Source organism: Burkholderia sp. AW33-5 (assembly GCF_053427615.1).
Map to the genome: position 1 here is coordinate 1 of NZ_JBSAXA010000056.1, position 4626 is coordinate 4626.

Annotated in this window: 5 protein-coding genes and 1 pseudogene; 2 read left to right on the top strand and 4 right to left on the bottom strand. The window is 57.5% G+C overall.

Annotated features, from left to right (window positions below):
- Window positions 1-28 precede the first annotated feature (28 nt).
- Window positions 29-1105 (top strand): IS5 family transposase, encoded by a 1077-nt coding sequence (locus ACV22V_RS32135; protein WP_448016757.1) that lies wholly within the window; start codon window positions 29-31, stop codon window positions 1103-1105.
- A gap of 239 nt (window positions 1106-1344) precedes the next feature.
- Here the strand turns inward: ACV22V_RS32135 and ACV22V_RS32140 are convergent, their stop codons facing one another.
- The 4 genes from ACV22V_RS32140 to ACV22V_RS32155 form a co-directional block, all read right to left on the bottom strand.
- Window positions 1345-2010 carry a DUF7689 domain-containing protein gene (locus ACV22V_RS32140; RefSeq protein ID WP_448016749.1) on the bottom strand — a complete coding sequence of 222 codons (666 nt, stop codon included), beginning with the start codon at window positions 2008-2010 and terminating at the stop codon, window positions 1345-1347.
- Window positions 2011-2467: 457 nt separating this feature from the next.
- The gene (locus tag ACV22V_RS32145; protein WP_448016751.1) at window positions 2468-2689 is read right to left on the bottom strand and encodes a transposase; all 222 of its coding nucleotides are present in this window, start codon (window positions 2687-2689) and stop codon (window positions 2468-2470) included.
- Between the two features lie 88 nt (window positions 2690-2777).
- Window positions 2778-3506 (bottom strand): IS6 family transposase, encoded by a 729-nt coding sequence (locus tag ACV22V_RS32150; protein ID WP_448016753.1) that lies wholly within the window; start codon window positions 3504-3506, stop codon window positions 2778-2780.
- Window positions 3507-3602: 96 nt separating this feature from the next.
- Window positions 3603-3929, bottom strand: a complete 327-nt coding sequence (locus ACV22V_RS32155) for a hypothetical protein (RefSeq protein WP_448016755.1) — start codon at window positions 3927-3929, stop codon at window positions 3603-3605.
- 130 nt (window positions 3930-4059) lie between these two features.
- Between ACV22V_RS32155 and ACV22V_RS32160 the strand changes: the two are divergent.
- A pseudogene (locus ACV22V_RS32160) lies at window positions 4060-4615 on the top strand (IS6 family transposase); the annotation flags it as partial.
- Between the last annotated feature and the right edge of the window lie 11 nt (window positions 4616-4626).

Sequence of the window (4626 nt, forward strand, 5' to 3'; positions counted from 1 at the left end):
CCCGGAGCGGTTCAATGAGCTTTGTGTAGTGGTCAACGAATCCCTGTTCAGTACAGTCAGATTGGAGGAGTTCGTACCGCAAACGCATCCGCTGCGCCTGATCCGGACTTGGATGAACGAGGCGCTGTCGAATATGGATGCCAAGTTCTCGGCGATGTACGAAGCGGACATCAACGGCGGTCGGCCGAGCATTGCGCCGGAGAAGCTGATGCGGGCGATGCTACTTCAGGTGCTGTACAGCATTCGCAGCGAGCGGCAGTTGGTCGAGCAGATCTCGTACAACCTTCTGTTCCGTTGGTTCGTCGGCCTGTCGATCGAAGACGCGGTGTGGAATCACTCGGTGTTCAGCAAGAACCGGGATCGATTGATCGAGTTCGACGCAGTGACTGACCTGTTCAACGCGACGGTGGAAACGGCGCATAAACGCGGCTTGCTGTCGGGCGAGCACTTCAGTGTGGACGGCACCTTGATCCATGCGTGGGCCAGCCACAAGAGCATCCGGCGCAAGGATGGCGGGGACGATGATCGTCCGCCTGACAATTGGCATGGCGAATCGCGCAGTAATGAAACGCACGAATCGAAGAGCGACGGTGAGAGCCGGCTCTATCGCAAGAGCAATGCCGCGCCAGCCTTGCCGAGTTACCTGGGCCATGTGCTGACGGATAACCGGCACGGTCTGGTCGTGAACGTTCGGGCCAGCGAGGCGAATGGCCGAGCGGAACGCAAAGTGGCGACGGACATGCTGCGCGATGTGTCGGGTTCGGACGTGCGCATTACGGTGGGTGCAGACAAGGCGTACGACACGCGTGGATTTGTGAAGGCCTGCCGCGAATACAACGTGACGCCGCACGTCGCACGCAACACGAAGCGCACCGGCGGAAGTGCAATCGATGGTCGGACGACGCGGCATCTCGGTTACGCACTGAGCCAACGCAAACGGAAATGCATCGAACAGTGCTTCGGCTGGGGAAAACGGATCGGGCCGATCCGGCAGGTGATGGTGAGGGGCTTGGAGAAAGTTGATCAGTTGCTCACGCTGACGATGGCGGCCTACAACCTGACGCGGCTGAGAACGTTGGGATTCGTGCGTCCGCAGGGCGCGTAATGCAGGAAACCTGGCGGGAAGTACCTTCGCCGGCCGGGCTCTACCGCTGAACCCGGCGTGACGCAACAAAATTGCCGAACCGTTGAGCGAATTCATGTCATTTGCGAGAGTGGTCTGAATCCGGTCGATGGGTATTTCAACGGCCTGTTAGTGGCCAAAAAGCAGCTTCGTGTATTTCTTAGAAACGGCTCCGCTACGTTTGCCGCCTTCACCAAATGCTCTGATTTGAAAAGGAATACTCAATTCTGCCTTTTCTTGGTGAAAGCAAAAGATGGTTCGCCGTACACCCCCCCTCCGAAATCGCGAGGGTCTGCAACTTCAATTACAGGGCCCGTGCCCATTTTTGATTCCCAGTTTCCCTTGATGTTCTGTTTTATCGAGTGCGTTGGATATACAACGCCATTTCCAAATTTCATGGCCGATGCAAGTGTGCTCTTCAATTCTTCACTGATGCGCTGGCGTCCGCCCAAAATTTTTATGGCTTGATCCTGCGTCATTCCAAAGACCACAACTTTTTCGTTTCTTATGTCACGTTTGTATGGTTCAGCCTCAGGCGACAGACTTATCGGGGAGTATCCAGCTCTCTGGAACCATTCTTCGATTGCAGCATGTGCCTCCTGAGCGTTCATTTGAACAGACAGCGATTCTGCCGGACCACTGTATCCTGATGTCATCCGTACCGCGTAGCAATGGCAATTGAGTTCATCATTTGCTTGGCCCAACATCTGAAAATTGCTTAACCGGGGCAACTCATCCGGATAACTTCGGATGTAATTGGCAAAATTATTATAATCCGTCGCCGCAGGGACGACTGCTAATTCAATCCGCGCTGCTGACTCTCGAACGATGCCCTCGATGGTCGTTGAGCTCCCGTAGGAGGGTTGCGAAAGGGCATGCTTCGGCACCGGTGATTTCGCGTTCCACGCGAGAGTTGATAAGTCCTTCGCGACGCTCTGGCACTGATCCGGATCCGCCGCGACTAGGGAGACATCCGTCGCGCCGTGCGGGGATAGGGTGCCACGAATCGTCGCTGCCCTGTTCGCGGATGCCGGACATGATGGCAGAAACGACGGCCGCAGATCAGGCTGCGCTGCCTCGGACGGAGGTTGCACGTCGTGTTGGCTTCCGCGTGGCGGTCGGATGCGTGGCGCGAGGCCGTCCAGCACACTCCCCTCCTGCCTTACTGCGGCCGTCTGGTGAGGTGAGTCCGTGTCCACGGGGGCCGAAGGCGCGGCAGTAGGCCCGGTCTGTGCGGGTTCCTCAGCGGAGCCGGGTTGAGTGTTGTTCAGGAGCGAGCGAATCGGAAGCATCTGGAGCTGGGCTTTGTTTGGATGATTGAGAGATACCGTGATGCAGGCGCAACTATTCATTTTTGACGCAAACGCACCAGCCGAATGCGCTCCACCGGTTCACGAGGTCTGCGATGATGACGCCCTCGTTTTCCTGTGAGGCGAGTTTTTGCGTCAGCAGACGCTCGCCGACACAGCGCTTGATGCGCGAGATCTGCGCCTCGACCAGCGAACGCAGGCCGTAGCCGTACTTGTTGCGACATGCATGGAGGCCCGATTCCTTGATGTAGCCCACGAGCTGATCATGCCAGATGGTATGCGTCTTGTGGGCACTGTCAACTTGGCGGCTGCAAGTAGCGCTCGCGAGAACGTAAATGATTCCCTCAGACTGCAGACGGATTCTGGGCGTCACTGGTGAATTCTCTCCAGATTGCGAAGCGTTCGGCAAGCTGTTTGCGGTAGAGCGATGCGCGCAGCAGATGCCGCTTCAGGGCGAAGTGCTGGCGGATCGACCCGAAGTTCGACAGGAAGGCCTGAGTGCGCTTCGGGTCGCGAAAGCCCTTGAAGCGCCGCTCGCGTTCGCGGGTCGGCTGATGACTGTTCTCGGCGCGGTTGTTCACGCGGGCAGCGGCCTTCACGAGCACGTGCTTGACGTTGGCGAGCTCGGGGATGCCAGCCTTGGCAGCCGGGTAACTGCGTAACTGGTCGGTGACGATCTTGCGCGGTGCCGGACAGGAACGCAGCACTCGCTGGAAAAAGCGCTTGGCTGCGACCTTGTCGCGCCGCTTCTGCAGCAGGATATCCAGATCGGCACCGTGTTCGTCGACCGCCCGCCACAGCAGCCAGGGCTCGCCGCGCAGATTCACGAACATCTCGTCCAGATGCCAAGTGCGGCTCGGCTTTCGCCGCGCAGTCTTGACCCGCTGAGCGAAGGCCGCACCGAATTTGTCGCACCACCGGCGGATTGTCTCGTAGCTGACGATCACGCCGCGCTCGGATAGCAGCTCCTCAATGTCGCGTAGGCTCAACTGCAAGCGGAAATACCAGCGGACCGCCTGGCTGATAACTGCTGCGGGGAATCGATGGCCGTGGTAGAGCGCTTTCGGTTTCATCGCATCATCTTACGCGACCACACCCGCCAACGTGACAGTGCCGGCCGCATCGAGGATTAAGCTATGGCGCTCGGGTTTTCCAAGGGGTATCGACAATTACACATCACTGGCCTCACGTTTGGTCCTACGTTTTGGCAGCCCCTCCAATTTTGAGTCAATGTTACGATAAAGCTCTTTATTGTTTTCTTGTGCGAGCCTCTCCGCTTCGTTTGGCCGTGAGCCTTTTAATCCATAAGCCTTATCTAGATTATACCCGCCAAGCCCAGTCGGTCCAGAGTAGTACGGGTTACTTGGGTCGCTCACCCCTTGATTTGTAGTGTCTGTGTAAGGCACGGCTTTGCCAATAATAGGCATATCATTCACCATAAAAAATAAATTTTGGGAGAGAGCCGGAATAATCTTCCGCCTTACTTGTGGTGTCATTCACATAGGAATTCTAGCGAATTCTCCGTCAAGCCCGATACCACAAACACGAAAAATGATCATGAGAAACGCCGCCATTGCCGAAAAAATGGTTCATCGCGGATTACCAGGGAACAAGGCGCGGAGCGTGGGCTTCGCGGATCGCGACAAGGCTGCCCGGCGCGGGCCGGGCAGTACGCGGCATCTGGACGAGATGTTTGTGACATTGCAAGGCAAACCTTATGTCCTCCGGCGAGCGATCGATCAGCGCCGCATCGAGCTCGACATCCTGCTGCAGAAGCGGCGTGACAAGACAGCCGCGAAACGCTTTTTCCAACGCGTGCTCGCTGCCTGTCCTGAGGCACCGAAGAAGATCGTCACCGATCAGTTGGGCAGTTACCGCGCGGCGAAAGCTGAGATACCAGAGTTGGTGACCGTGAAGCACGTCTTCGTCAAAGCGGCTGCACGCGTCAAACCGTGCCGAGAACAGCCACCAGCCCACGCGGGAGCGCGAGCGGCGCATGCGCGGCTTTCGCGACCCGAAGCGCACGCAGGTCTTCCTGTCGAGCTTCGGTCCGATCCGACAGCACTTCGCACTGAAACGACATCTGCTGCGCGCTTCTCTCTATCGCAAACACCTCGCGGCACGGTTCGTCGCATGGCGCGAATTTACCAATGTCACCCAAACTCCGTCGAATGCTTTCTGAGCACCAGTGCC